Here is a 23,808-nt window from a genome sequence, read left to right on the forward strand (position 1 = left end):
TTTAGACAAAAAAAATCCGACCACATTGAGTGATCGGATTTTTAATATTTGGTGGAGATGGCGGGAGTTGAACCCGCGTCCGCCAGCATTACGCTCATGAATCTACATGTTTAGTTTCTGTCTTTAATTTTAGTCTGCACCGATCCGACAGTCAGGATGGATTAGCCGATTCTCTACTTTTGAACCCAAGCGATTGAGACAATCCCTTGTGGCGAGCCTACATGCGGACGCTTCAACTTAGTTGACCAACTGTAGGTGATCAGCAACTTAGTAAGCAGGGTTTAAGCTGCTAGAGCGTAATTTTCGTCGTTTGCGACTATAACAATATATGTTGGATTAACGAGAGGACATATACTCTCGACATGCATCATTGAGTTTCATTACCAGCGTCGAAGCCAGAACATCCCCAATAAGGTCGACTATTATATAGTAGGTAGTGGGTAGGTTTCAACCTTTATAAACCCTGTATTACATTACGTTACAGCTCAGTTATTTAGGCCAAAACGTTGTTTAACCATTTGCCAATATTCTGAATCTGCGGCATACATACTTGATGCGCCATCGGATAAGTATGATATGCCACGTTATAGCCTTTATCAGACAATAATTGCTGTGCTTGCTCACCCAAAACAACAGGGACAACCGGATCATGACTGCCATGTTCAATCAAAATTGGCATGTCTTTATTAGCAGCACTATAATCGATATTGTCATTGGTTGCCAAATAGGTCGAGAGTGTCATTAAGCCGGCCAAACGCTTTGGATAACCAAGTGCCACATGGTAAGCCACTGCCCCGCCCTGCGAAAACCCTGCAATAACGATATGCTCAGGTGCCACGCCGCGCTCAACCTCGCGGCTGATCAAATCATTGATTTGTTGGGCAGACTCTTCAATTTGTTCAACATCGATTTTACGTTCTAGACTCATCTCTAAAATATCATACCAAGCTGGCATGACCATACCACCGTTTACCGTTACCGCACGCTTTGGCGCATGTGGGAAGATAAATCGTACAGCCATATCATCAACCAAGCCTAGCTGGGGTACTACAGGCTCAAAATCGTGACCACTGGCACCTAAACCATGAAGCCAAATGACAGCACGGTTGATGGTTTTTTGGCTAGGATTGTGCTCAACGATAACAGCGTCTAAATAGTCATTCATACCTGATCCTTAATACAGTTTTGATAGTTTGGTTTTAATAATTTGGAGTGAAATATTTTTGTAACAATTACTTGCCTGTCATCATCTTTTAAATATTATCGGGTAACTTAAAGGATGAATCAATGACCGCAATGTTGTACTTATTATTTTCACTTTTTGTAGGGACAGTTTACATGACAATATTAGATAATTCAGTGGCTAGGCTCAATCAACTCAAAAAAACGCCATTTAAAACCGTTAAGACAGTCAGTATAGTCATAGCACTAGGAACCACTTGCACTCTATCAATGGCAGCAGACGATATACGAAATACCACATTGACTCAAACATCCAATCAAACCATTAAGCCATCAATAAAACAGTTATCAAAAAACTTGCCTGCTAAGCCTCAAGCCTCTACCTATGGTGTGCGGCCATTCTACTTGGTCAATGACATGGATGCAGGACCATTAAAAGACGAACTAATGGCTTGTAGTGCGCAAACGCCTAGCAAAACCAACTTTTCTATCGCGCATCGCGGTGCACCGCTGCAATTACCTGAACACACTTATGATAGCTATGTTGCCTCAGCACAAATGGGCGCAGGTATCTTAGAGTGCGATGTAGCTTTTACCAATGACGGAGAGCTGGTCTGCCGCCATGCGCAAGACGACCTGCATACCACTACTAATATTCTGGCTACCCCGCTAGCCAAACAGTGTACCGTACCGCCAATTATCGACGCCAACGGTGTACTGACCAATGCTGACAGTATTGAATGTCGCACATCAGACATTAGCGCAAGTGAATTTAAGACCCTCACAGGAAAAATGGATGCTGCGGATAAAACAGCCACCAATCTCAATGATTATATGAATGCAACCGCTGCATGGCGAACTGATTTATATTCACAAAATGGCCAAGTGCTCACGCTAAAAGAACATATTAAGCTTGCCCAAAGCCTTGGCATGAAGCACACGCCAGAGCTAAAAGCACCAGCCGTTACTATGCCATTTAACGGCTATAGCGTAGATGCTTATCGTCAGCAGTTGATTGACACTTACAAAGACGCAGGCGTGGCTGCCAGTGATGTGTTCGCGCAGTCATTTAATATTGAAGATGTGGATTACTGGATTAAAAAGGAGCCTGCTTTTGGTGCCAATGCCATTTACTTGATTGACGATAGCAATGAGACCGCCACTGGCAAAACCTTTGATAAAAATGACCCATCTACTTGGAAGCACTCACTCACTAATATCAAAGCACGTGGCATTAAAACCATTGCACCGCCACTTTGGATACTAGTGACCACTGACATGACAGGTAAAATGATACCGTCCGCTTATGCCAAACAAGCCAAAGCGCTTAATTTAGACATTATTGCTTGGTCAATTGAACGCTCAGGGCCGTTAGCAGCAGGTGGCGACTGGTATTATACTGACTTAGGCAAAGCCATTAATAATGATGGTGATATGATGACTTATATCGATGTGCTGGCACAAGACGTTGGTGTAAAAGGTATTTTTTCTGATTGGCCTGCGACCGTTACGTACTATGCCAACTGTAAAGGTTTGAGCTAGACCTTATTGAACATTTATAAATAGCGCCTGCTAATAACCAAAAGGTCAACTGAGTCGCAACTTGGTTGGCTTTTTTTGTACTGCAAACTTAATCACGCTCCTGTTTTTCCATCAATTTTTCATGGGTTTTCACCCGCTACCACATAATGGTTCGATGCTTTTGTGCTACGATAATTTAACAAACTTAATTTGCACGCACTTTTTACATAAGTATATCGCCATGACTCATATTTTACTGGTAGAAGACGACCCCGCTATTGCTATGTCGCTCAAGGTCACTTGCAAGCGTGAAGGCTGGCAAATTACTTGGCTAGACAATGCCAGTAGTGTGCTACCGATGCTGCATACTGAGGCAGCACAAACATTATCGGCCATTATCTTGGACGTCGGCTTGCCCGATGGTGACGGCTTGAGCTTATGCCAACAAATACGTCATACACCTGATATCAAAGCGCTAAAAGACATCCCTATTGTATTTTTGACCGCTCGTAGTGATGAGGTCGATCGCATTTTAGGATTGGAGATGGGCGGTGATGACTATTGTGCCAAACCCTTTAGCCCGCGAGAGTTGGTCGCCCGATTAAAAGCCATTTGGCGACGCGAGCAATTATTGTCGCAGCAGGCGGTCATAACTACTGCAAGCGCAGACAATATGACTGCCAATCAGTCTAACAACGCTATGTTAGGGCAAGCATTAACCTTTGAAAACCAATCGGGCATTTGGCATTATCAGCCGCTCAATTACTCACTGAGATGGCAAGAGCAAAAGCTGGAGCTGAGTAATACCGAGCGCAAAATCCTATTGACCTTATTACAAGCGCCCAATCAAGTATTCAGTCGCGAGCAACTGCTCAATGCGGTCAGTGACTATCCCGATCATCGATTGGCAAGAACGATAGACAGCCACATTAAGTCCATTCGTAAGCAGTTGGCAGTGATTGATGAGCGTATGGAGGTGATTCATACGCATCGCGGTCTGGGCTATGCCTTATGTCCTGCCTAATTAGCTATTTTTGGCATACGCCTTTTTATATGATTATGCCCTATCAGCACTCATACGCTCTATTGCGGTTCTATACCTATGAATCATAAAGCCAAGGCCAACAGCAGTGCTGGTAATGACACTCAGAATCACCATAGCAATTGGTACGCTAAGCTGCATCCTATTGGCACTACGCAGCAGACACCCAAACGCAAAAAACTGCTGAATTTGAGTATATTTTTCAGGATTTGGCTGGCCGTCGCCTTGGTATTGATTATTTGTGGTGTGGTGGTGTTTACTCAGTTATTTGGCTACGTCAAGCCGACCGCGCAACAGGTCATCGAGGACACCTTATTAGATACCAGTAAACTGTTAGCCGCTAGCTTGCAAATACCGCTCTCTACTGGGCAGATATATGATGAGGCTTATCAAGCGCAACTTGATGCCGCATTTATTGGCGTGCCAGCGATGGACGAATCAATAGGAGATGTCAATCAAACTAAAAGCTATAGTAGCTTTCGGATATATGTGACAGACAGCAAAGGCGTGGTCATTTATGACTCCTTACCCAAGTCAGAGAGCAGTGAAGGTCGATACTATGGGCGCTGGAATGATGTCTATCTGACACTAAAAGGCCAATATGGTGCTAGAAGCACGCTGCGAGACTATCAGCAGCGTGATGGCTCAGTCATGTATGTGGCACAGCCAATAAAAGACAATGCTGGTGATATCATTGGTGTGGTCAGTGTGGGCAAGCCTGTCGCTAGCGTGCTGCCCTATTTAGATGACACGCGCAATCGTATGCTCATCACCGCGCTACTGATCAGTATTGCTGCCCTGATACTGGCGGGACTGGTTGCGTGGTGGCTTAAGCAAAGCATTACGTTGGTGACCCAATACACCAGCGCACTGGCTGAGGACACCAAAAAGCCCTACTTCTATCTAGGTCATGAGCTCAATAGCCTGACCGACACGATTGAAACCATGAAGCATCGATTGGAAAATCGAGCTTATGTCACCGATTATGTTCATACCTTAACCCATGAGCTAAAAAGCCCGCTTACCGCGATACGTGCCAGCAGTGAGTTATTAGAGGATGATGGGTTAGATGGTCATATATTAGATCATGACGATCGGCAGATGCTTATCGAGACTGTGGGTGAGCAAAGCATCAAAATGCAGCAGCTTATCGACCGCCTGCTATTACTTGCCAAAGTCGAACAACCAACTTTCAAGCTTAATCGGCAGCTAACGTCTTTACTGCCATTACTACAGAGCCTTATCAAGGACAATTCTGCCAAACAGCAGCAGCAAAATCTAAAGCCTATCAATATCTATATTAATGACAAACAAATAACTGATACTATGAACTTACCAGCAGATGTCTTAGCGTCTACGAGCGTGTTTGCGGATCAATTTTGGTTGATACAGGTATTACAGAATGTATTAGACAATGCCATTCATTTCGCTGTGAGCACTATCTATATAGCTTTGCACAGTACCGCACAGATGGTCACCATTGACATATTTAATGACGGTAAGCTCTTGCCAGACTATGCCATCGATAAAGCGTTTGAGCGTTATTTTAGTTTGTCTCATCAAAGCCAAACTGCGTATCACGCCACTGAATCAGCAAAACTCAATCATGCGAATAACACACCCAAAAAAGGCACTGGCCTCGGTTTGACACTGGTCAAGCAAGTGATTGAACATCATGGTGGTTCTGTCACTATCGCTAATATTGATGCCCGTCATCAGGCTAATACCGAAGACCTGCATTCTGGTGTCATGGTTAGCCTCACCTTGCCTTTGGCTTGAGAATAAAAAATAGTGACAGTTCATCAACTTTCCATCATGGCTACACATGTTTTCTATTTGTTTGTTTTACGATAGCGTCATTCACAGTCGTAACACGCATTAGGAGCCATTTTATGCCACATTTATCAGTCGAATATCCTGTCATCAACAGTCTCATGGGTCATAATCGTCAGCACTGCCTTCAGGTATTATCGAATCAAAGCATCGACAGTACCGATTTTGGGCATTGGCTTGCCATTCCCAGTCAGTGTTTATTATTGGTTTTTCGCCATCAGCAGTGTGTGGCTATTGATGCTTATCAAATAGCGGCTTAAGCACTTATTCAACTTTACATCAGATAGTAACCCACCAATTTAAGAAGTTTATAAGCATTCATGAAAAAGCCCTGTTCTAACTCTAATCAGAAATCATTAGAGCCAGCGCAGGGCTTTTTCAATCACATTACGATAAAAATACTGGTACTGGTACTGGTGCAAGTGTTTCTACTAACACTAAAGCTATGTAATAGACTGTACTGGCGGTTTCACATCTGCATTTTGGCCACGATGACGCAAATAGTGATCAAGTAATACAATTGCTAGCATCGCTTCTGCAATGGGTGTCGCACGTACACCAACACAAGGATCATGACGACCTTTGGTCAGCATGTCGACGGCTTCCCCTTGCGTATTGATGCTCTTGCCAGCGGTGGTAATACTAGACGTTGGTTTGAGCGCAATACTGACACGGATGTCTTGCCCGGATGAGATACCGCCCAGCACACCGCCCGCATGATTGGCCGCAAAACCATTTGGCGTCAGCTCATCACGAGCACTATGCCCAAACTGCCCAGCCACAGCCATACCATCACCGATCTCAACACCTTTGACCGCATTGATACTCATCATCGCATGAGCGATATCGGCATCCAGACGATCAAATACTGGCTCGCCAAGTCCAACAGGTACACCACTTGCGATTACTTCAAGACGTGCACCGCAGCTCGTACCTTCACGGCGCAAATTATCAATCAAGGTTTCAAAACGACCAACGGCTTCTTTGTCTGCACAAAAAAACGGGTTGCTGTTTACAAAATCCCAATCGGTTTGGCTAGGGTCTAGTACATTGCTATACTCAGTACCAATTTGGGTAACATGACCACGGATTTGCACGCCCAGTCGCTCTTGCAAGTACTTCTTCGCAATAGCACCAGCCGCTACTCGCATGGCAGTCTCACGTGCTGATGAACGTCCGCCGCCACGATAATCACGAAAGCCATACTTCATGCTATACGTATAATCGGCATGACCCGGACGAAAAGTGTCTTTGATATCACTGTAATCTTTTGATTTTTGATTGGTATTACGAATCAACAAACCAATCGATGTACCCGTCGTTTTACCTTCGAACACACCAGAGATAATCTCGACTTCATCAGACTCGCGGCGCTGGGTTGAGTACTTAGAAGACCCAGGCTTGCGGCGATCCAAATCTACCTGCAAATCTTCTGCAGATAACACCAAACCCGGTGGAACGCCATCGACGATGGCCATAAGACCTGCACCATGCGACTCACCGCAAGTGGTGACCGTGAAAACCTGCCCTATACTATTGCCTGCCATAACTGTCCTTAAACAAGTAAACGCTACTGATGACTACTCAATTATTGGTGACTGTCGATATTCATGCTTGGCTATTGAATGCTGTCTAACAGCTGAACATAAGAGGCAAACAACTGACGATGTGATACTAACTCATCATAAGTGATCGCAAACACCCCATGTCCGCCATGGGCAAACTTCAACCAATCAAATTGAATATCAGGATACGCTTGATTTAATGCCCATTCGCTGTCACCCACTTCGCAGACCAGCAAGCCTTCTGGGCTCAAATAATCTGGCGCTGCAAACAAGATACGGTGTACCAAATCAAGACCGTCTTGGCCAGCAGCTAGTGCATGTTCAGGCTCATATAAAAACTCAGGTGGCAAATCTGCCATGATGGCCGCATCGACGTATGGCGGATTGGTCACAATAAGCTCATACTGGTTTTCAGCTGGTATCTTTGCAAAAAGATCTGATTCAATCACATTGACCTGATGACCAAGATCATGATGATCAACGTTGACCATGGCTACTTCTAATGCACCTTTATCGATATCGACCGCATCGACCAATGCATCAACAAAACGAGTCGCAAGTGCAATGGCGATACAGCCAGAGCCCGTACACATATCTAAAATACGCTCAGGCTGTGACAACTGCTTGATGTCTAGACCATGGTTATAAAACACGGCTGACTGCTCATTAGGACTAGTACCCAGAGGCTTTGCCAACTCAGTCACATCAAAGTACGGGTGGAACTGCTGACGAATCAGCTCTGCAATGGGTGAGCGAGGAATCAATACACGCTCATCGACATAAAATGGCAAATCACAGAAATACGATAAGTTAATCAAATAGCTCAGTGGCTTACGTTCAGCGATGCGCTCTTCGAGTAAGCTCAGTATTGACAACTTTTCTGTGTTTGTTAAACGGCAATCCAAAATCTGCTCATTGGCTGACCAATCAAGCGATAGAGAATGCAAAACAATGGCAGCGGCTTCTGCAAACTCGTCCGTGGTGCCTTGTGCCACGACCACATCGTAATTACGCAGCTGCGTAACCGAAAAACGGATGAAGTCACGAATACTCACCAGCTGCTCGCGCGCCTCTTCTAACTCTGCAGATAAGTTGGCAAACTGATCGTCTTCACCTAGGAGTCCTGTCTCTAAATCATACGTCATCTCACCTTCTAAGCCCTCAGACTCATTGTCATCGAAGTATTGATTTTGAAACTCTTCTGCACTCATTGTTTGGTCTTCTGACATATCGCACCTTGTTGATTTCATGCTAGCGGATTACATGCTGATGGGTTAAATTACTTTTTGCAAAAATCGATTGATTTAGTAAAAATCTAATCATACATTATAGACGTAAACACTAAGTTGCGCCAATCACTGTCGTTTTTACTTGAATAAAAGCAAGGAACTCATCAGCGATTTGCGTAAGAATCGAGCACAATGCCATACATATCGCTGTCAAAATATTACCGGACTGTAGCGAATACGTCAGCAGTTGACGTTTGATGAGTCTTAAATACAAAAACATGTGTCAAAAGTTTGCGAACCTATTAAATTATGCGCATAATAGCCGCATTAGTAGCAACCACAAGTGATCCAACATGATGAAAATAAAGCCTATTATTACTGCTATATCTATCGCTGCTGTTAGCGTTAGTGCCATTGCCGCCACTGCTGATACGACTCGCACATTGCCAGTTCGTACAGTTGATTCGCTTGCCAAAAAAGTTAGCCTGAACTTACAAGAAAATCGCAGCAGCTCATTAGACAGCCGCGGCGCGACTGACAGTATGACTCAGCTAATCGATTCAAAAGAGGCACCAGCGGCAGATAATATGAGTGCCGCAGAATTGACACGTAAGGATGAGCAAGCTGACCGTAATGACGATGAAAGTGAAGGTCAAGCGGTTGCTGCCCCAAGCGACCTCTCATCTATCAACTCATCTGACCCACTTGCTTTTGAATTACCTGAAAACGAAAAACGTCAAGATTTTAGTGATGACCCTACCATCAAAAACATCGAAGACAAAGATGGTAAAAGACACACCACACTTAACTTATCAAACTATGCCAAGCAAGTGAATAGTGCTGTCTGGTCACCCAGCATGAAAGTCAATTCTGCAATGACTATCAAGATGCAGGCGTTACTTGATTGGAATCATGCGTCTCCTGGCCCTATCGATGGTGGTTGGGGTATGAACAGTAAAAAAGCCCTTGTCAACTTCCAAACCATGAAAGGCTTGCCAGCAACGGGTAAAATGGATCAAAAAACATGGAGTGCTTTGATTAAAAACATTCCTGCTAATAAGCCCGTATTAGTTACTTATACCTTAACCAAAGAAGACCTTAATACCAACTTTGCGACCACCCCTTCTGGTTCAGAAGCCAAATCGAAAATGAAAGGTTTGTATTATCAAGACATCAAAGAGATGCTCGGCGAACGTTTTCACATGGACGTACGCTACTTAGACAAACTCAACAAGAACAAAGAGTACAAAGTCGGTGAAACGATCACCGTATTGAACAACCGCGGTGAGCTTAACCAACGTATCAACCGTATCGTCGCTAATAAAGCAGACCAAACATTATATGCGTACAACGGTGACAAGCTGGTTGCTACCTACCCGACCACTGTCGGTAGTGCTGCTACACCATCACCAAAGGGCACTTTTAAGATCATCAATAAAGTGAAAATGCCTTGGTATAAATCGACCGTCGGCGAAGGCGCTCAAAAGAAAGTCCATATGATCGCACCAGGACCAAATAATCCAGTAGGTGTTGTTTGGATGGGACTGTCAAAACCTTCTTATGGTTTACATGGCTCACCAGTACCTGAAGGTATAAGCCGCCAAGGCTCAGCAGGTTGTGTACGTTTGACCAACTGGGATGTACTAGAGGTTTACGCCAATGTTGAAAACGGCGCGGTTGTCGAACTTCAATAACGCTGGTTCACGACTCTAATTAGCAATGACAAAAAAGACCTCAATATTGAGGTCTTTTTCTTTGCTAATAAGCCATGTCAATTTACGTCGATCAACAGCCCTAATGTTTGAATATCAAACAGACCCTATCCGATTTTATGTTTTATAGCCTTCTTCGTTTCCAGTAATACTGCCGATTTTTTTGGTAAAGAATAGCCCTGCAGGTATCGATGCCAAAATACCCAGTCCTACTGCTATTTGAATATGAAATATCTCATCAAACCCTGTAACTAATGCACCAATCATAAAAAGCCCAATCGTAACGGTTACTGCCATTGAGTAGATAACAGAAAATAGCGGCCAGTTCATAAGTTATTCCTTATATTTATTGTGGATATAACATATTTAACCTTAATTCCACAAAAAAAGTAAGTGTTTACCGTGAACCCTTGTACCAGTTATAACGGAAGACTTTATATCAAAAACCATGCTATTATTAAGGTTTTATACTTAGTCAAAAAAACGCTCGTTTTTTCGCTTGTTTTCTTACAATGCTTTCCTATTTTTCTTAAAAATCTCCTATATTTTTATCTGTTTATCATTACAATAATGACTTTCTTTGTCTATTAAGAATGCTATCTGTTATGACCTCATCTGAAAAACCAAATAAGACTGACTCAATACCTGAGAACGAATCGTCAATCACTATGACGCACTCACGTCAGAAAGATACCTTGGATGGCTCAATAGCAGATGATGCAGCAGACAATACTGAGAAATCAGATACTCATCAAGACGCAGATGAATCGACCGCAGATGCCAAAGCTCCTGAAGCCGAGATAAAGATGGAGTCAATTAGTGAGGACGTGGTCGTCGTGACACTAGAGTCATCTGAACCAGAGCCTGAAATACAATCGAGCGACGAAGAATCTGCATCGGTCTCAAAATCAGAGCAAGGGTCAGACTTTTTTCAGCCAGATGCTGACATTTCAGAGGCAGCAGAGCACACCTCACAAGAGGATGCTAATGCTAATGCTGAGGTAACTGTAGAAGCTGAAAGTGAGCCCGCAACTGACAGCCAAAATGCTGCTATGCAATCAACAGATAAGAAGATAGCAGGTAAGCCTAAAACTAACATTAAATCTAATGATAATCATCAGAATAAATCTAACGTCTCACAGGATAGTGGCCAAGATACCGATACTGAATCGGACAAAGCACAAGATAGTGATGAAGAAGAGGGACAAAAAGAAAAAGAGGACAAGCTTGAATCTTATAAGCAATTTGTCGCCGAACAATTTAGCAATCAAAAGGTAGATTATCCAGAGGTAAGGGTTAGGATTGAGGCGAATGCGCTGCCTAGCAAGATGTACTTCATCATGAACATTCTGTCTGCCATCATTGCCAGCTATGGACTAGTGACCAATTCAGCAGCAGTCGTCATTGGCGCCATGCTGGTTGCCATGATGTTAGGCCCCATTACTGGCGTAGCGCTGGCTATCATTGACCACCGGATGCCGCTATTGCGAAAGTCGCTGATTACTGTCATTGCTGGTGTCTCACTGGTGGTGTTGGTCGGTTTTATTGTTGGTTGGCTACATAAGGATCAACCGCTAACAGCAGAGATATTATCACGCACCCAGCCCACCTCTATGGATCTGATGATTGCCTTAGCTGGTGGTACAGCTGGTGCTTATGCGATGGTATCCCCGCATCTATCAGTGGCTGTCGTCGGTGTTGCTGTTGCGACTGCTTTGGTGCCACCACTTGCCGCCAGTGGTATTTTATTTGCCAATGGAGAGATGCAGCTTGGGTTGGGTGCGCTCTTATTGGCAGTGACCAACATCATTGCCATTCAATTTACCAATGCCCTAGTGCTTTGGCTGCTAGGGTTTCGACGTTTGGTCGATGACGACTATAAATCAAATACCTATCTGACTTTTTTGCAGCGTAACGCCGTGACTTTATTACTATTGGGCGCGCTAGGTGCTTACTTAACCATTAATTTACAAACCAATGCCAAGCAACAAGTATTTGAGAGTAGCGTCAAAGAAACGATCAATAGCTACTTTATTGGTCGAGGCAATGTATTGACCAATACCCAGTTCGACACGCTCGACGACAATCAAGTGGTACGGGCGGTCATTCGCGGTGAAACCTTACCCACCTCAGAAGATGTCCGCAAAATAGAAACCATTATTACTCAAGATATGGCTGATAACTTCCCTGATTATTTGCCCATCAAGCTACAACTGCGTTACTTACCCGTACAAGTAATAGAATCCAATCCGTTGGTAACAGACAAGCTTGATAAAACTGATGCGGCAATCTTAACCAATTAGCCTCTATAATTTGTGACATGAGCGATGGCTGCATTTGAAGAATCACTCAGCAGATGTAACTCTTGTACCAAGAGCTTGGGCGTTTGTGCTAAAATCGCTTGCAAAATTATTTTATGTCATCTACTCAATTCTATCCGTCAGTAAGGAGCCGCTGTGAGCCAGCCATTTCGCTCAGCCGATATTCGTCAAGCCTTTATCGATTTTTTCATAAGCAAGCAGCACACCCAAGTTTCATCGTCTAGCTTGATTCCTCATAACGATCCGACATTGCTATTTACCAATGCCGGTATGAATCAGTTCAAAGAAACTTTTTTGGGTATGGATCCACGTGACTATACCCGTGCTGTGACGTCACAGAAGTGCGTCCGTGCTGGCGGCAAACACAACGATCTAGACAATGTCGGCTATACCGCCCGTCATCATACGTTTTTCGAGATGCTGGGTAATTTTTCGTTTGGTGATTATTTCAAGCAATCAGGTATCGAGTATATTTGGGAGTTTTTGACCTCAGATAATTGGCTAGCGATTGATAAAGATCGTCTCTATGTCACCATCTATGAAACCGATGACGAAGCCTTTGAGATTTGGAATAAGAACATCGGCATTCCAAGTGAGCGCATCATTCGCATTGGTGACAATAAAGGTGCGCCTTACGCATCAGACAACTTTTGGACGATGGGTGACACCGGTCCTTGCGGTCCTTGTACCGAAGTTTTTTATGACCACGGTGCCGACATCGAAGGCGGCTTGCCAGGTACTCCTGAAGAAGACGGCGATCGCTTTATTGAGATTTGGAACTGTGTATTCATGCAGTTCAATCGTCAAAAAGACGGCACGCTATTGCCGCTACCTGCCCCAAGTGTCGATACGGGTATGGGTCTTGAGCGTATTAGTGCCATCATGCAAGGCGTGCATGGCAATTATGAGATTGATTTGTTCACTCATCTGATGGATGCGGCGGCTGAGATTTTAGAGATCAGTAATGAACAGCAATCATCATTAAAAGTCATTGCCGATCATATCCGTGCCGTGTCGTTTTTGATTGCTGATGGCGTCACGCCAAGCAATGAAGGACGTGGCTATGTACTGCGCCGCGTCATTCGCCGTGCCGTACGTCATGGTAACAAGCTGGGTGCTGATAGTGATTTCTTTTACAAAATGGTCGCACCGCTCGTCGCTGAAATGGGCAGTGCCTATCCTGATCTAAAAGACAAGCAAAGCGTCATCGAAAATTCCATTCAAAAAGAAGAAACTCAGTTTGCCAAGACACTAGCGCAAGGTTTGCGACTATTAGCCACTGAACTTGAAGGCTTGCAAGATGGTGATACGCTCTCTGGTGAAGCGGCGTTTAAACTGTACGATACTTATGGTTTCCCGCTTGATTTGACCGCTGATATCACTCGTGAGCGCGGTATTGTGATTGATGAAGCTGAGTTCGATGAGCATATGCAAGCGCAACGTGAGCGTGCGCGTGATGCGGGTAAATTCGACGTTGATTACAGCAGTGTGATCCAAGTAGAAACACCAACGATATTCATCGGTTACGAACAGCTTGAAGAAAATGGCGTGACGGTTGAAGCGCTTTATCAAGACGGCAATCCAGCAGAGCACTTGAGTGAAGGCATGGAAGGTGTCGTGGTAATCGATCGCACGCCTTTCTATGCTGAAGGTGGTGGTCAAGTCGGTGAGCTTGGCGAGATTCGTACTGCATCTGGCGTCTTTGAAGTCCAAGACACCAAAAAATCTGGTCAAGCGATTATCCATCACGGTGTTGTCACCATGGGCGAGATTACGACCAAACAAACAGCAGATGCGCAAGTGCTCTCAAGCATCCGTGCAGCCAGTGCCAAAAACCACTCAGCCACTCACCTATTACACGCAGCGCTCAGAGAAGTATTGGGCGACGCGGTCACGCAAAAAGGATCACTAGTCTCAAGCGAAGTATTGCGTTTTGATTTCTCTTATGACAAGCCCGTTAGTACTGCTGAAATCAGCCGTATCGAACGTCTCGTCAACGAGCAAATTCAAGCCAACACCCCTGCCCGTATCGAAAACATGTCGATTGATGAAGCCATGAACCAAGGCGCGATGGCGCTGTTTGGTGAAAAGTACGGCACTGACGTTCGCGTGCTTACTATGGGTACAGATAGCATCGTAGACGGTCAACGCAAGCCTTTCTCTATCGAGCTATGCGGCGGTTTGCATGTACAGCGCACTGGCGATATCGGTGTACTAAAAATCACTAGCGAATCAGGTATTGCGGCTGGTATCCGCCGTATCGAAGCCGTCACAGGTATGAATGCGGTCAAAAATATTCAGCAAAGCGAACAGCAATTGAGCGAGCTTGCCAGTCAGCTTAAGGTCAAACGTCCTGAAGTTGCTCAGCGTGTCCGTACCATGGCAGATAAGCAGCGCGACCTAGAAAAACAACTAGAGCGTTTGCAGCAGAAAATTGCCAGTGCCCAAGCGGCCAACTTACTCGATGATGTGCAAACGATTGCAGGTACGCCAGTGCTGATCAGCATGTTAAGCGGTGTCGATGGTAAGTCAATCCGTACACTAATGGATGACATCAAATCTAAACTGCCTGATAGCGTCATTGTATTGATTGGTGATAAAGATGATCAGCTGGCACTAGCAGCGAGCGTCGCAAAATCTGTTACGGCCAAAGTCAAAGCAGGCGATATCATTCGTCATTTGGCAGGTGAGCTGGGCGGTAAAGGTGGCGGTAAGCCAGATTATGCACAAGGCGGCGCACCAAAAGCGGCCAACACGAGCGCGGTTGTGAGCGCCCTACCTGCTTGGATTGAAACCCAACTTAGCCAGTCCTAAAAAACACATGGACACAGAGCATCACTCTGGTCTACTGCACACAGAACACGCGATTGGTTATAACCACTATAACCAATTGCCATACATCTAAGTGACGCTAAGGCTTAAAGTTACGATGTAGATATGGTATAAAGGTCAACGTTTGGACATATTACTCATTCACTACCTCTAAAACAGCTACTGTTAGATGAATGAAAAACATAGGGCGTAACTCTTATAATCTGGCTTTATCTATACTAGCATTGACGAGTATCACATTGACCCTCATCAATGATAATAAAAGGTCATTAATGAATAATAGGTAGATTTTTATGGCGTTAATAGTACAGAAATATGGCGGCACCTCGATGGGCAGTATCGACCGCATCAAAAACGTCGCCAAACGAGTCAAACGCTGGCACGACAATGGCCATCAAATAGTCGTTGTGGTCTCTGCCATGAGCGGCGAAACCAACCGTTTGATTGACCTAGCACGCCAAATTAGCACACAGCCTGACCCGCGTGAATATGATCAAATGGTCTCAACGGGTGAGCAAGTGTCTATCTCGTTACTCGCTATGGCGATTAAAGAGCTTGGTATTGGTGCCCGTTCAATGACTGGTCGTCAAGTCGCAATTAAAACGGACAATGCCCACAATAAAGCCCGTATCGAAAGCATCGATGATAAAAACATACGCGAGCAGTTAGATGCTGGCAATATTGTCATCGTCGCAGGCTTTCAAGGTATCGATGACGAAGGCAATGCGACCACATTAGGGCGCGGCGGTTCGGATACCACAGGCGTTGCCATTGCAGCGGCACTGGGTGCTGATGAATGTCAGATTTATACCGACGTTGATGGCGTTTATACCACTGACCCTCGTGTGACCTCAAAAGCCAAAAAGCTTGAAAAGATTACGTTTGAAGAAATGCTTGAGATGGCAAGTCTGGGCTCTAAAATCCTACAGATTCGCTCAGTAGAATTCGCGGGCAAATACGGCGTGCCACTACGTGTACTCTCAAGCTTTGATGAAAACACTGACGGCAGCTTTGACCAAGAGTTTCAAGACAACGTGGGCACCCTAATTACGATAGACGAAGGAGACAATATGGAACAGGCAATCATCTCAGGCATCGCGTTCAATAGAGACGAAGCAAAAATCTTAGTACGCGGTGTACCTGATCATCCTGGTATTGCCTCTGCTATCCTAAGCCCCATTGGCCGCGCCAATATCGAAATCGATATGATCGTGCAGAATCTTTCGGATAACGGCACCACCGACTTTACTTTCACTGTCAACCGCTCTGACTTAGACAAGACGTTGAAAGTATTGAATGAAGAAGTCAAAAATGAGATTGGTGCCAAAGAGATCTCAGGCAACAGTGAAGTGGTCAAAGTCTCATTGGTCGGTGTTGGTATGCGTTCACACGCAGGGGTTGCTAGCCTCATGTTCCAGACATTGGCTGAAAACAACATCAATATTCAAATGATATCGACCAGCGAAATTAAAGTGTCTGTCTTAATTCAAGACCAACACTTAGAAAAAGCCGTTAAGTCATTGCACACCGCATTTGGCCTAGATCGTGAAGACGGTGAAAGTAAAATCGCTGGGCTATAATACACAAGATCATTAAAAGACAGTGTTAGCCGTGATGCTAATTTGCATGGCCACTATTCATAACTTTGAATAGTACGTAAAAAAATAGGATCTTTTTTAGATCCTATTTTGTTTTTTATAATAATTAGGGTTAGTAATTCTCTAATAGTTTTGTGAAAAACCGTGACAGTATCTGTTATGCCCCCTATAATGGGGCTTTCATTTGGGCTAAATGAATCTACCTATCATTGCCGTTATTAATACGACATCGCCTGCCATGATTATCAAACGTTATAGTCATTGATATATGAGATGTTGAGTATGACGGTAATGTCCTGCAATTGAGAAGTGAGCTAATGAGTAATAATTTGTTGATGCGACATAAGGAGTGTGACGCATGTTAATTTTGACACGCCGTGTGGGCGAAACGCTAATGATTGGCGATGAAGTAAGTGTGACTGTGTTAGGTGTCAAAGGCAATCAAGTACGTATCGGTGTGAATGCACCTAAAGATATTGCTGTACATCGCGAAGAGATTTATCAACGTATTCAGCATGAGCGTTCAGTACAGTCGCAAATGCAGCATCTTGAGCAAGGCAACTTTTCGCCTTCTTTCGATGACGAAGATTACTTTAATCGCTAGTTAATAGTAACGAATGCGTCAATACGTAATTATCAATCACAACTGAGCATACATAAGCATTGTATTGTTTTTAATCTGCTCTGAGGTCATTTATTTATGAGTATCCGCCAATCAGATGTATCGGCATTACTTAATGGTTTGAACAAAAAAGCCATTGGATTCAATGATGTCATCAGCTTTATCGATGATTTTTATCGCTATGCACCTGCGCCTTTTGTCAATGGTATGGTACATAATGCCGCTGGTGAAAACGAAGGTAGCGCAAAAGTTTTCGGTTTTGCTAAGCACCATGGCCTGAACCAATTGGACACACTAAAACTGTTTGGTGAGCACTACGCCAAGGTTCAAGCAACCCCAAAGGGTACTGATCATGCCAATATTCGCAATTTTTTACATTGGGGCTGGCAAGGGTTTTTGATGCAAAAAAATCCGCTAACCGTTCGCCCTAGTGTTGATACGACTGCACTTTGATCAATTGTGAATTGAAAAAATTATCTATACAGTAAATCCTCTAGTTACGTATAAAAAAGCCACGCTAATCAGCGTGGCTTTTTTATACGTAACTTATTTAAGAACGGCTTGTTCTAGGGTGGCTTATTTGTCGCGAAACTTCACCGGTTGCACAGCCCCTTTAGGATTGGGCATATTGGGATAATGATGCTCATGTTCGACATCACATTCAGCCCCAACGACAGAGCCATTGTCTTTCACTGGCTTATGAATGTAACCCGTACGTTCAGCAGGCACTAGATGCTCATGCTCCCATACCATCACCGCTTGCATACAGGTTTCGCGCTGTTCAGCGGTGATCTTACGACCATCAGGCCATTTGCCTAGCTCAATTGCCATACGAAACTTATCAACCACTTCAGGCGTCAGACTCTCTAGTATCGTTTGTTTGTCCATCGTACCTACTCTCCACAACTATTTTTTATAACATATTCAATATAATGTGTTTATATAACGGGCACACTTATTCATCGTCCATCATATCATCATCGATATCAAGACTGAATTCTTCGGCATGTACGTTCCAGTGCAACTTTGTACGACACGCCTCATAAAAATCAAATCCGGGTGGATGCAATAAAGTGAGCTTGTCAGGATGCTTACGAATATATAGCCGCTGCTCTTGTTCAAGCGGTACGCTTGGTTTGCCATCGGCGCTGACCATTGGCTGCGTGCGATTGTCTTCGTGAATGCGAATACAGACCTCGCTATTACCACTGACCACAATCGGACGGCTAGACAAGGTATGCGGATGCATAGGCACCAAACAAATAGCATCCATACTGGGATGAATAATAGGACCACCGCCAGACAAGGCATAAGCGGTAGAGCCAGTCGGTGTGGCAGCTATCAAGCCATCGCTGTGTTGTCTATAAACATCGTGTCCATCAATTTTCATCTGAAAATCGATCATGTGTACAGATTTTCCAGCATGCAATACGATGTCATTGAGCGCCATGTCTTCATGAATGATATTGCGCCCTTCTCGTATCTCCATCGTGAGCAAAAATCGATGATCCAGCTGATAGTTTCCCATCAATACTTGACGCAGCTTAAAAGCCGCTTCGTTAGGTTTGACATCTGCCAAAAACCCTAAGCGGCCACGGTTGACACCCAATACGGGTACACGGTAGCGCGCCAATGCCTCAGCGGCATGTAATATCGACCCATCGCCGCCCACCACGATGACCAAATCACAAATCTCTCCAATCAAAGCGCGCTTAACGATTTTGACTCTTTCGATCTCGTTAAGGTTTAGCGTTGGCAGATGAGCGGTCTGTACGTCCATTATCAATGTGAGATTCATATCATTGATGGTTTGGGCAATCTGCACCAAGCTTTTGGTGACGCTGCGTTTACCAGCGCGGCCCATTAGGCCAATACGCCTAAAAGCAGGGTTTTTGATAGCGTGGAATAGCTCTGATTCATCTAAGTGTGGCAATCTTGCTGACTGCGCTGAGTTTTCCATAAAACGACTCGGTATAACGGTGAAGTACAGAGCAATGATAGCGATAAATGCTCGCTTAGACTAGCATGTTTGTGAATTATCGTTGTTAACTGTCGTAACCGCCCCCATCTTAGAGTAATCAACCCCTTACTTTAGACAGGATTATCTTCTTACTTTTAGATTTTTGTACGTTCGTGAATAATCCGTATTAGGGCGCTGCAAAACCCTGCTAGTAGTCACGCAAACACAGTTGACAATAATGGCAGTTTTGCTAAAGTAACTGACATTCTATTTTTATATTTTATTATTAAGGACTTATGTATGGCCAACCCTATTGTCAGTCGCGCAGAGCTTGCGATCGGCGGTACTCCAATGACGGTCAAAGGTGTGATTCAAAAGACCAGTCTGTTACTTGGTTTATCTGCTATTACTGGTGTGGGCTTTTTCTTTTATGCGCTTATGGCTGGTTTGTCGCAAGGTTTCATTACGATGGCAGCCTTTGGTAGTATGATTGCTGCCTTTGTGCTTGCTTTGTTTATCACCTTTAAGCCGCAAAAAGCGAAGACATTGGCCGTGCCTTATGCATTGCTAGAAGGTATCTTTTTGGGCGGTATCTCATTGTTCTTCATGAGAATGTACCCAACTGTACCAGTAACGGCGATGTGTGCGACCTTTGTGACTGCTGCAGTCATGCTAGGTTTATATCGCTCAGGTCTGGTTAAAGTCACTGAAAAGTTCCGCTCTATTGTAACCTCAGCGGTTATTGCGATTATGCTAGTTTACGTAGCACAGTGGGTACTTTCACTAGCGTTTGGCTCAACGTTACCATTCTTATTTGAAGGCGGCGCTATCGCTATTGGCTTCAGTCTATTTGTGATTGTTATCGCGTCTTTTACGCTGCTATTAGATTTTGATAATATCGATCGCGGTGTAGCAATGGGTATCTCAGAAGACTACGAATGGCTGTTCAGCATTGGTATTCTTGCGACCTTAGTTTGGATGTACATTGAATTTATGCGTCTCTTGAGTTATCTACAAGACTAATTGAATCAACTGTCCAACAGTAACTCTGTATAGAAAAAACCGCCTTCAACTATATAAACAGCTGAGGCGGTTTTTTTGTGCACGATGCTCCGTAATACTCGCCCATACTTAGAATGTACCGATGTCGTAAATTCAATTTCTAAGCGCGTTTTAGACGCAATGCATTTAATACGACAAACAGCGAGCTGAGTGACATACCTATCGCAGCAAGCCATGGCGGGACATACCCCAACGCAGCGGGTATCAGCACGATACTGTTGTAAGCCAGTGCCCAGCGGAAGTTTTGTTTAATGATACGCTCTGTTTTATCAGAGATACGTTTGGCAGCAGTGATGGCTTCGATTTGACCATTTAAAATTATGCTATCACTCGATACTTGGGCCAAATCGGCAGCGCCTGCAATCGAGGTAGAGACATCGGCCGCTGCCAATACTGGCGCATCATTGATGCCATCACCAACCATCAGTACAACCGCACCATTGGCTTGCAATTGCTGAATATGGTTGACCTTGTCAGTTGGCGATAGACCATTATAGGCCGACTGTATGCCTAGACGCTCAGCCATTACCAGTGCTTGCGGGCTAGGATCTCCAGTCAGCATCACAGACTCAATACCTAGCCCTTTGAGCGTATCTAGCATAGACTGGGCACTATCACGCACCTTGTCATTAAAATAAAAGCATGCCAGCGCCTGCCATTCATTCGCATCAGTAACGATATCAGCAGCTTTATGAGAGAGGACCACCGCAGAACTCGCTCGCTGTGCCACCAAGTCGATGGTCAAATCATTATTTGTATTGATACTATGATCAGCACTGTCACTGGTTTTATCTAACGCAAAGTCTTTGTGACCGATACGGTATCTGGCACCATCAATCATTGCCTCTACGCCGCCTGCTGGATAATGCTGCAATGCTTGCGTTTGGGGCAGATGCAATTGATAAGCAGCGGTCAATAGCGCATGGGCAATGGGATGACGGCTCCCTACTTCTAGAGCCGCAGCGATGGCTAATAGCCTGTCTTTTTGGGCAGGCTGCATCTCTAATACTGAACCGTCAGACTTGTTATCGCCTACCTGCTCTACCAACTCGATATTTAATAAATTTGGCTTGCCATAAGTCAGCGTGCCTGTCTTATCAAAGGCGACGTGAGTGATTTCGGCTAGTGTCTGTAGCGTATGCCCACGAGTGGTCAAAAACCCATAGCTTGCCAAACGATTGGTCGAGACCGTCAAGGCAATCGGCGTGGCCAATGACAATGCACAAGGACAAGTGGCGACTAGGACTGCAACGGTGGCCCAAATGGCTTGGCTTGGATCAATGATATACCAGCCGACAAATACCAAGACGGACAACACTAGAATACGTGCGACAAACCAACGCGCCAGCTTATCCGCTTGCTGCGCCAGTTTGGGTTTTTCGCTCATGGCACGGTTCATTAGTCTATCAATCAAACCGATTTGACTGTCTTTTGGTAATGCTGTGACTAGCATCTCAAACGGCTGACTGTCATTTTGTGCACCGCCGACGACATAATCCCCTTGAGATTTAATGATTAAATCACCTTCACCGGTGAGCAGGCTTTGTGACACAGTAGCAGTCGGACTCAGCAAAATCCCATCACTGATAATCTCTGAGCCTGCCTCAACCAAAATAATATCACCCACTTGCAAGCTATGTGCGGTCACCATTTGCCTTGAGCTTACCGCGTCCTTTCGCTGGGATGGCGTAGCCTGGTGGTTGCGTGAGAGCTGCCAGTCTTTAGCGATACGTGCGGTAAGCTGATGGACAGTGGCATCCATCTGCTTCATAAAGTCAGGCATGGTTTCTACCGTGGCACTCGGTGCACCTTGATGGTTACCAAGCGCTAGATGACTGCTCTGTGCAATGGCATTACCATTTATCGCAGCAGTATCACCTATCATATTGTCACTTTTAGCACTCTCACCTTGCTGAGACTCATTGTCTTTTAGCTGTTGTAAAATACGTGCTGCCGCGGCTTTGTCTTCAGCGATTTTTTGAACCAAGACTGGCTCGACCACGACCAAATCATTGGCCATAGTGGCAGCTTTTAGACGGGCATTATGCTCGATATAACGCCCTGCCAACAAAAAGAAAATAAACATACTGACGGAGTCATAGTATGTCTCCCCTTGCCCAGTGATGGTGGCATAGAGACTGGCAAAGAACGTAATAATCAAAGCCAGACTGACAGGCACATCCATATTGACTTGACGCGCGCGAATCGCCGACCATGCTGAGGTAAAGAAAGGCACACCTGCATAGAAAAATACTGGCGTACTAACAAATAAAGAGACCCAACGCAAAAAGTCCCGCTGGAATATCAGCATGTCGCTGTATTCACCAAAATAAAGCGCGACGGCATACATCATCGCCTGCATAGAACCCAGTGCGGCAATACCAAGTCGCAACAGCATCTGATTGTTATGACGTGCCAGCATGGCTTCGTGAGTGTCCTGCCGATAAGGCTTGGCCTCATAACCGATTTCATTGATGACCGCTAAAATGCGACTGATCGGCAATTTGTCTTCATTCCAAATGACTCGCATGCGCTGATTGGTCAAATTCACCTGACATTTACGAATACCTTCTAGCTCATCGAGACGCGACTCAATCAGCCAAGTACAAGCCGCACAGCGTAAATTATTGACTGACAGCTCCGCCACCGACATCCCATCTTGCGCATAAACGAATTGCGATTTTATCTCGTCATGATCATAGACCTCAAGGCGTGTCAGCTGGGTTGGCAGGCTTGCCGTGCGGTTAATCTCCGAACGATCAAGATAATACTGCTCCAGACCCGCCTCGACAATGCTTTGGGCCGCCAACTGACAGCCCATACAACACATCTCACGCGACTTGCCCAATATCTGAGCATGAAACGGTGGCTGAGGTACGGGGTCACCACAGTGAAAGCAGTGATCGGCAAGAGGAAGCACCAAGCCATCGATGATAGAATTGTCTTCATAAGGATGATTGGCAACAGCTGATACGGATGAGGGAATACTAGACATAATCGCGCTTACTTCCTTTGACAGGCTTGCTCAAAATGCATTTACTTATTCAAAATAGCCAGTTTTAATAGCGTTGGCATGCCACTACTAGATGCACAGAGTTAGTAGTAGAAGACTAATAGCAGAGGGCTAATAATAATGAATAATCAGCAACGGCGGATTCATACAAAATACATCATGAGCGCACTCATAAATTGCTATCTTAGATGGTGCTTATCTACCCGATTGAAAGTGATCAATGCTTCATGTGCTTTAAGATAATTATCGGTATTTTAATCGCGATTATACTATAAGCAACTGCTGTGAGCTGTATCATTGCTCACAGTCTGCAACC

General features: G+C 44.7%; 17 protein-coding genes, 1 other RNA gene and 1 pseudogene. 11 read left to right on the top strand and 8 right to left on the bottom strand.

Annotation, left to right across the window (positions count from 1 at the left end; translation table 11 throughout):
- Positions 1-49 precede the first annotated feature (49 nt).
- Both ssrA and IP485_RS02475 read right to left on the bottom strand, forming a co-directional pair.
- Positions 50-408, bottom strand: a transfer-messenger RNA (tmRNA) gene (gene ssrA, locus IP485_RS02470).
- A gap of 85 nt (positions 409-493) precedes the next feature.
- Positions 494-1,165 (bottom strand): alpha/beta hydrolase, encoded by a 672-nt coding sequence (locus IP485_RS02475; RefSeq protein ID WP_198325841.1) that lies wholly within the window; start codon positions 1,163-1,165, stop codon positions 494-496.
- A 173-nt stretch (positions 1,166-1,338) separates the two neighbouring features.
- Here IP485_RS02475 and IP485_RS02480 point away from each other — a divergent pair, with 173 nt between their 5' ends.
- The 4 genes from IP485_RS02480 (at position 1,339) to IP485_RS02495 (ending at position 5,838) form a co-directional block, all read left to right on the top strand.
- The gene (locus IP485_RS02480) at positions 1,339-2,724 is read left to right on the top strand and encodes a glycerophosphodiester phosphodiesterase family protein (protein ID WP_198325842.1); all 1,386 of its coding nucleotides are present in this window, start codon (positions 1,339-1,341) and stop codon (positions 2,722-2,724) included.
- Positions 2,725-2,944: 220 nt separating this feature from the next.
- A complete protein-coding gene (locus IP485_RS02485; RefSeq protein WP_198325843.1) occupies positions 2,945-3,727 on the top strand; it encodes a response regulator in 783 nt (260 codons plus the stop codon).
- A 78-nt stretch (positions 3,728-3,805) separates the two neighbouring features.
- The gene (gene creC / locus IP485_RS02490) at positions 3,806-5,524 is read left to right on the top strand and encodes a two-component system sensor histidine kinase CreC (protein ID WP_198325844.1); all 1,719 of its coding nucleotides are present in this window, start codon (positions 3,806-3,808) and stop codon (positions 5,522-5,524) included.
- A 113-nt stretch (positions 5,525-5,637) separates the two neighbouring features.
- Positions 5,638-5,838: a hypothetical protein gene (locus IP485_RS02495; RefSeq protein WP_198325845.1), complete on the top strand. Its 201-nt coding sequence runs from the start codon at positions 5,638-5,640 to the stop codon at positions 5,836-5,838.
- Between the two features lie 183 nt (positions 5,839-6,021).
- Here the strand turns inward: IP485_RS02495 and aroC are convergent, their stop codons facing one another.
- Together aroC and prmB are read right to left on the bottom strand one after the other, a co-directional pair.
- On the bottom strand, positions 6,022-7,125 hold the full coding sequence (aroC, locus tag IP485_RS02500) for a chorismate synthase (protein WP_198325846.1): 1,104 nt from the start codon (positions 7,123-7,125) through the stop codon (positions 6,022-6,024).
- Between the two features lie 71 nt (positions 7,126-7,196).
- On the bottom strand, positions 7,197-8,372 hold the full coding sequence (gene prmB, locus IP485_RS02505) for a 50S ribosomal protein L3 N(5)-glutamine methyltransferase (protein ID WP_198325847.1): 1,176 nt from the start codon (positions 8,370-8,372) through the stop codon (positions 7,197-7,199).
- Positions 8,373-8,725: 353 nt separating this feature from the next.
- Between prmB and IP485_RS02510 the strand changes: the two genes are divergently transcribed.
- Positions 8,726-10,066, top strand: a complete 1,341-nt coding sequence (locus IP485_RS02510; RefSeq protein ID WP_198325848.1) for a L,D-transpeptidase family protein — start codon at positions 8,726-8,728, stop codon at positions 10,064-10,066.
- Between the two features lie 135 nt (positions 10,067-10,201).
- On the opposite strand, the gene IP485_RS02515 is transcribed toward IP485_RS02510, so the two are convergent.
- Positions 10,202-10,414, bottom strand: a complete 213-nt coding sequence (locus IP485_RS02515; RefSeq protein WP_198325849.1) for a hypothetical protein — start codon at positions 10,412-10,414, stop codon at positions 10,202-10,204.
- A 275-nt stretch (positions 10,415-10,689) separates the two neighbouring features.
- On the opposite strand from IP485_RS02515, the gene IP485_RS02520 reads away from it, so the two are divergent.
- The 5 genes and pseudogenes from IP485_RS02520 to IP485_RS02540 all read left to right on the top strand — a co-directional run bounded on the left by IP485_RS02520 (position 10,690) and on the right by IP485_RS02540 (position 17,910).
- Complete coding sequence (locus IP485_RS02520; protein ID WP_227686370.1) at positions 10,690-12,387, top strand: TIGR00341 family protein; 1,698 nt, start codon at positions 10,690-10,692, stop codon at positions 12,385-12,387.
- A 153-nt stretch (positions 12,388-12,540) separates the two neighbouring features.
- Entirely contained in the window at positions 12,541-15,219 is a 2,679-nt protein-coding gene (alaS, locus tag IP485_RS02525; RefSeq protein ID WP_198325851.1) for an alanine--tRNA ligase, read from the top strand.
- 311 nt (positions 15,220-15,530) lie between these two features.
- Positions 15,531-16,817 (top strand): aspartate kinase, encoded by a 1,287-nt coding sequence (locus tag IP485_RS02530; RefSeq protein ID WP_198325852.1) that lies wholly within the window; start codon positions 15,531-15,533, stop codon positions 16,815-16,817.
- Positions 16,818-17,193: 376 nt separating this feature from the next.
- A pseudogene (gene csrA / locus IP485_RS02535) lies at positions 17,194-17,361 on the top strand (carbon storage regulator CsrA); the annotation flags it as partial.
- A gap of 174 nt (positions 17,362-17,535) precedes the next feature.
- A complete protein-coding gene (locus IP485_RS02540) occupies positions 17,536-17,910 on the top strand; it encodes a HopJ type III effector protein (RefSeq protein ID WP_194362945.1) in 375 nt (124 codons plus the stop codon).
- A 123-nt stretch (positions 17,911-18,033) separates the two neighbouring features.
- Here IP485_RS02540 and IP485_RS02545 read toward each other — a convergent pair whose 3' ends face one another.
- Both IP485_RS02545 and IP485_RS02550 read right to left on the bottom strand, forming a co-directional pair.
- The gene (locus tag IP485_RS02545) at positions 18,034-18,345 is read right to left on the bottom strand and encodes a YeaC family protein (RefSeq protein WP_198325853.1); all 312 of its coding nucleotides are present in this window, start codon (positions 18,343-18,345) and stop codon (positions 18,034-18,036) included.
- Positions 18,346-18,412: 67 nt separating this feature from the next.
- Positions 18,413-19,417, bottom strand: a complete 1,005-nt coding sequence (locus IP485_RS02550; RefSeq protein ID WP_197175451.1) for an NAD(+) kinase — start codon at positions 19,415-19,417, stop codon at positions 18,413-18,415.
- 300 nt (positions 19,418-19,717) lie between these two features.
- Here IP485_RS02550 and IP485_RS02555 point away from each other — a divergent pair, with 300 nt between their 5' ends.
- On the top strand, positions 19,718-20,440 hold the full coding sequence (locus tag IP485_RS02555) for a Bax inhibitor-1/YccA family membrane protein (RefSeq protein ID WP_197175449.1): 723 nt from the start codon (positions 19,718-19,720) through the stop codon (positions 20,438-20,440).
- Between the two features lie 139 nt (positions 20,441-20,579).
- On the opposite strand, the gene IP485_RS02560 is transcribed toward IP485_RS02555, so the two are convergent.
- A complete protein-coding gene (locus tag IP485_RS02560) occupies positions 20,580-23,474 on the bottom strand; it encodes a heavy metal translocating P-type ATPase (protein ID WP_198325854.1) in 2,895 nt (964 codons plus the stop codon).
- Positions 23,475-23,808: the final 334 nt, after the last annotated feature.

Source organism: Psychrobacter sp. NG27 (genome assembly GCF_016106655.1).
Taxonomy (GTDB): Bacteria; Pseudomonadota; Gammaproteobacteria; order Pseudomonadales; family Moraxellaceae; genus Psychrobacter.

Excerpts from the sequence above, each read along its gene's own strand:
- IP485_RS02495 (WP_198325845.1), top strand. The coding sequence starts at position 5,638 with ATGCCACATTTATCAGTCGAATATCCTGTCATCAACAGTCTCATGGGT.
- creC (WP_198325844.1), top strand. The coding sequence starts at position 3,806 with ATGAATCATAAAGCCAAGGCCAACAGCAGTGCTGGTAATGACACTCAG.
- IP485_RS02515 (WP_198325849.1), bottom strand. The coding sequence starts at position 10,414 with ATGAACTGGCCGCTATTTTCTGTTATCTACTCAATGGCAGTAACCGTT.
- prmB (WP_198325847.1), bottom strand. The coding sequence starts at position 8,372 with ATGTCAGAAGACCAAACAATGAGTGCAGAAGAGTTTCAAAATCAATAC.
- IP485_RS02475 (WP_198325841.1), bottom strand. The coding sequence starts at position 1,165 with ATGAATGACTATTTAGACGCTGTTATCGTTGAGCACAATCCTAGCCAA.
- IP485_RS02555 (WP_197175449.1), top strand. The coding sequence starts at position 19,718 with ATGGCCAACCCTATTGTCAGTCGCGCAGAGCTTGCGATCGGCGGTACT.
- IP485_RS02545 (WP_198325853.1), bottom strand. The coding sequence starts at position 18,345 with ATGGACAAACAAACGATACTAGAGAGTCTGACGCCTGAAGTGGTTGAT.
- aroC (WP_198325846.1), bottom strand. The coding sequence starts at position 7,125 with ATGGCAGGCAATAGTATAGGGCAGGTTTTCACGGTCACCACTTGCGGT.
- IP485_RS02480 (WP_198325842.1), top strand. The coding sequence starts at position 1,339 with ATGACAATATTAGATAATTCAGTGGCTAGGCTCAATCAACTCAAAAAA.
- IP485_RS02550 (WP_197175451.1), bottom strand. The coding sequence starts at position 19,417 with ATGGAAAACTCAGCGCAGTCAGCAAGATTGCCACACTTAGATGAATCA.
- IP485_RS02520 (WP_227686370.1), top strand. The coding sequence starts at position 10,690 with ATGACCTCATCTGAAAAACCAAATAAGACTGACTCAATACCTGAGAAC.
- IP485_RS02530 (WP_198325852.1), top strand. The coding sequence starts at position 15,531 with ATGGCGTTAATAGTACAGAAATATGGCGGCACCTCGATGGGCAGTATC.
- IP485_RS02540 (WP_194362945.1), top strand. The coding sequence starts at position 17,536 with ATGAGTATCCGCCAATCAGATGTATCGGCATTACTTAATGGTTTGAAC.
- IP485_RS02485 (WP_198325843.1), top strand. The coding sequence starts at position 2,945 with ATGACTCATATTTTACTGGTAGAAGACGACCCCGCTATTGCTATGTCG.
- IP485_RS02560 (WP_198325854.1), bottom strand. The coding sequence starts at position 23,474 with ATGTCTAGTATTCCCTCATCCGTATCAGCTGTTGCCAATCATCCTTAT.
- IP485_RS02510 (WP_198325848.1), top strand. The coding sequence starts at position 8,726 with ATGATGAAAATAAAGCCTATTATTACTGCTATATCTATCGCTGCTGTT.